This window comes from Enterococcus canintestini, from assembly GCF_001885735.1.
GTDB lineage: Bacteria > Bacillota > Bacilli > Lactobacillales > Enterococcaceae > Enterococcus_C > Enterococcus_C canintestini.
In genome coordinates, this window is record NZ_JXKG01000042.1 from 1 (window position 1) to 2626 (window position 2626).

The window sequence follows — 2626 nt, forward strand, 5'->3', positions numbered from 1 at the left end:
TATCCTCATTGGAATTTTCTATTACTGTTTGATTCGTTGCTAGTTGTTCTGATGCTCTAGCAACTTGATTATTTACTGAGAAAACTGTCGCTGTACAACCTATTAAAAAAATAGGAGCTATAGCCCCCAATTTACCCTTTTTATGCATTTTAAAACGTTTCCTTATCATTCTATCCCTCTCCCATTTTTGATATATCACATAGATAAACTTATCTTTAGTTAGCTTTGTTCATTCACTCATAAGACGAAACACTTATCGGGTCTATAATTATGAGGTAGATGAATCAGAATTGATCCTTAACTTCCAGCTTCGTTTTGCGCAACTTATCAGTCCCTATTAACAAAGAGCTAAAAAGATAAGATCAACGTCACACAATACAATTGACGATAACCTTATCTTTTATGAGAAAGTAAATTACAAAAATCAAAAGATAAGAATTCTAGGTGACTTTTCTAGTCATCTTCATTTTCCAAATCTTCAATAATTACCTTTCCTACATCACAAATACCGTTCTTTCCATCAACTACGAAATCACTTTCCGCATTAATTAGCTCCCCATTAATGAAACTAATAACCATTGGCAGATTCATTCCTGCATATAGCGGAATATCCTTGCCAGAAATTATCTCTTTTGAAATAATATTACATGGTGTTCCGCCCATTAAATCTGCAAAAACGACATATTCACTTAACCCTTCGATAGTATCAAAAAATTTTTTTCGAAAATCTTCTGGCCCTTCTGAAGGTAATAAAGAGACTGTAAAAATATTATCCTGTTGTCCCATAATCATCTCAGCGCTATTTTTTAATTCTTCACAAAATTTTCCATGACTTATTAATACTAAATTATGTTTCATTATACTATTACTCCCGTTTATTTAGATATAATTCCTAAGGCAGATAAAGCAACACAAACTACCAATACAATTAGAATTGCTTTTGTAGAAGTCATATTCTTTTTCCCTAACATCCAATAAATTGCTCCTACAATTCCAGCTGGTAATAATCTTGGTAAAATCATATCCAAATTATTTTGCATATCTACAGTAACATCCCCAAAATTAGGTACCCAAGCAAATTTTACATTTACCATAGTAGCAGCTAAAGCTCCCACCATAAATACCCCCATCAATGTTGCAGCATCAGTTAGCGCTGTTAGTCGGTGTTGCATTGTTGTAACCAACGATATGCCTTCTTTGTATGCAAATTCCAACTGTTTCCAACGAAAAACATTCACCGCCATTTGCGCAACAATCCAGATAAAGATTCCAGTTGGGTTGCCATTGATTGCCATATTCGCAGCTAAGGCACCAAATATAGTAGGGATCAATGCTCCAAAAATAGAATCTCCAATAGAAGCGAATGGTCCCATTAATCCAGCTTTTAACCCCGAAACTGTATCAATTGCTTTAATTCCCTCCCTTTCCTCAATAGCCAAGTCAATTCCTGTAATTATTGTGTTAAAGAAATTAGATGTATTAAAGAACTGTGTATGGGTCTTCATCGCTTGCTTTAATTCTGGTGTATTGTCCCCATAAATTTTCCGTAACTGTGGAAGAATTGTGTATAAATATCCCGATCCCTGCATTCGTTCATAATTCCAACCTAATTGAAAATTGAATAAATTTCTTCTATTAATTTGTTTAAAATCCTTTTTAGTTAACTTATAGTTAGATTTCGTCATCGTCAATTTCTCCTTCCTCTAAAGTTCCGCTTTCAGATTTAGTAATATTTTGGCTCTGAGTACTCGTGTTATTTGAACTATTCTTATAGCTAATTGCAGCAAAAGCAAAACCAATCAAAGCAACCCCTAACATTGGTAAGCCATTAAACACACCCTGAAAATCTTTTACAACAGTAGCTACACTAGTTCCTAACAACTGAATATTGCTAAACACTGTGGTTAGCAGTGCCGTTATAGTAAATCCTAAAATTAAATAAGGAAAATGTTTTTTAACTGGCAAATATCTTAATAAAATTGCAAAACCTACAGCTGGTAAAACAGCCCCTGCTACAGATAATCCATCTCCCAACCATTTTAAATCTCCATTTAAAATAGTTACTACCTTCTCTACAACTCCTCCACCGAATGCTAGAGCTAAGAACACCGGCACTAATCTAGATAAGCTCCAAGGTAGCGCCCCTAATAAGAAATTTCGACCGATTGCTTTATAATCCATATCTTCTACATTTTTATCAATGCGATGCGCAAAAAACGTATTAGCAAAACGTGCCAAAATATCTAATTGAATCATTAAACTAGCTACTGGAACCGCTATCGCAGCTACAGCTTGCTTCGGATCCATTCCAAGAGCTACAGAAAATGCTGTTGCTAAAATCGCTCCAGAGTTAGCATCAATTTTAGAAGCTCCACCAAAAGTCCCTACACCTAATACCATTAACTGCAAACTACCACCAATGTATAAACCTGTTACAACATCTCCCATTACCAAACCAGAAAAAAGGCCCGCAAAAACAGGAGCACTCATTGAAGAGTAAATTTGCAGTTCATCTAAAATTTGATATCCTGCGTATAAAGATAATAATAAGACCTGCCACCATAGAATATCCATTTTTTCTCCTCCTATATCTTTTTTATTTAATTAACAACGACATAAAGTCGTC

General features: G+C 34.7%; 4 protein-coding genes. All 4 read right to left on the reverse strand.

Going from position 1 to position 2626, the window contains the following annotated elements; genetic code table 11:
• The coding region (locus RU96_RS13600; protein ID WP_428839356.1) for a hypothetical protein at positions 1 to 169 on the reverse strand (169 nt) is incomplete at its 3' end.
• 284 nt (positions 170 to 453) lie between these two features.
• A complete protein-coding gene (locus RU96_RS12495) occupies positions 454 to 858 on the reverse strand; it encodes a PTS sugar transporter subunit IIA (protein WP_010746313.1) in 405 nt (134 codons plus the stop codon).
• Positions 859 to 875: 17 nt separating this feature from the next.
• A complete protein-coding gene (locus RU96_RS12500) occupies positions 876 to 1685 on the reverse strand; it encodes a PTS system mannose/fructose/sorbose family transporter subunit IID (protein WP_071865802.1) in 810 nt (269 codons plus the stop codon).
• Complete coding sequence (locus RU96_RS12505) at positions 1672 to 2574, reverse strand: PTS mannose/fructose/sorbose/N-acetylgalactosamine transporter subunit IIC (protein WP_071865803.1); 903 nt, start codon at positions 2572 to 2574, stop codon at positions 1672 to 1674. The genes RU96_RS12500 and RU96_RS12505 overlap by 14 nt, the downstream gene beginning before the upstream one ends.
• Positions 2575 to 2626 lie beyond the last annotated feature (52 nt).

What these genes read in the sequence shown, in the direction of transcription:
- RU96_RS12500 (WP_071865802.1), bottom strand. Translation starts at nt 1,685, where the DNA reads ATGACGAAATCTAACTATAAGTTAACTAAAAAGGATTTTAAACAAATT.
- RU96_RS12505 (WP_071865803.1), bottom strand. Translation starts at nt 2,574, where the DNA reads ATGGATATTCTATGGTGGCAGGTCTTATTATTATCTTTATACGCAGGA.
- RU96_RS12495 (WP_010746313.1), bottom strand. Translation starts at nt 858, where the DNA reads ATGAAACATAATTTAGTATTAATAAGTCATGGAAAATTTTGTGAAGAA.